A 500-nucleotide genomic window follows, 5' to 3' on the forward strand; every position below is an offset into this window, starting at 1 on the left:
AGCCGCGCGGCCCGCCGCGATGCTGGATATAGGGTTGTCCCTCGGCGTTCACGGTCGCGAGGTAGAAGCTGTTCTGCTGGGCGATGAAGGCGGCCAGCTGAGGGGTGATGCGGTCCTGCCAGCCGCGCGCCTCCATTTTGGCGTAGGCGTCGCGCGAGCCATTGCGGCGCTGGAGCTGCTTCACCGTCTCGGTGAAGGCGATGTCGCTGTTGGGGCGTTGATTGTCCATGATCGATCCCTTGGCAGAGTCGAGGGAGCGGGCGCCCAGCCGCGAAAGCGGCCGGGCGCAGAACGGAGATCAGAATGTGACGAGGCTGTAGCCCTGGTCGAGATAGCTCGACAGATCGAGCACACCCGGCGTTCCGGGAATCGCCTTTTCGTAATCGAGCTTCAGTCCGGTCTTGCGGGCGTCCTCCGTGGCGCCGAAGACATCCGCGCAGCCGCCGCAGACGCCCGCGACGACATCCTTCACCGCTTCGTAGAGAGCATGCGCCGCGTGG

At 65.8% G+C, this 500-nt stretch carries 2 protein-coding genes; both read right to left on the reverse strand.

Going from position 1 to position 500, the window contains the following annotated elements:
• The coding region (locus tag K3F48_RS24070) for a pyridoxamine 5'-phosphate oxidase family protein (protein ID WP_222577960.1) at nucleotides 1-229 on the reverse strand (229 nt) is incomplete at its 3' end.
• A gap of 69 nt (nucleotides 230-298) precedes the next feature.
• A partial coding sequence (locus K3F48_RS24075; protein WP_222577961.1) for a DsrE family protein occupies nucleotides 299-500 on the reverse strand: 202 nt, incomplete at its 5' end.

The sequence above is a fragment of the Methylosinus sp. Sm6 genome (assembly GCF_019802345.1).
GTDB lineage: Bacteria > Pseudomonadota > Alphaproteobacteria > Rhizobiales > Beijerinckiaceae > Methylosinus.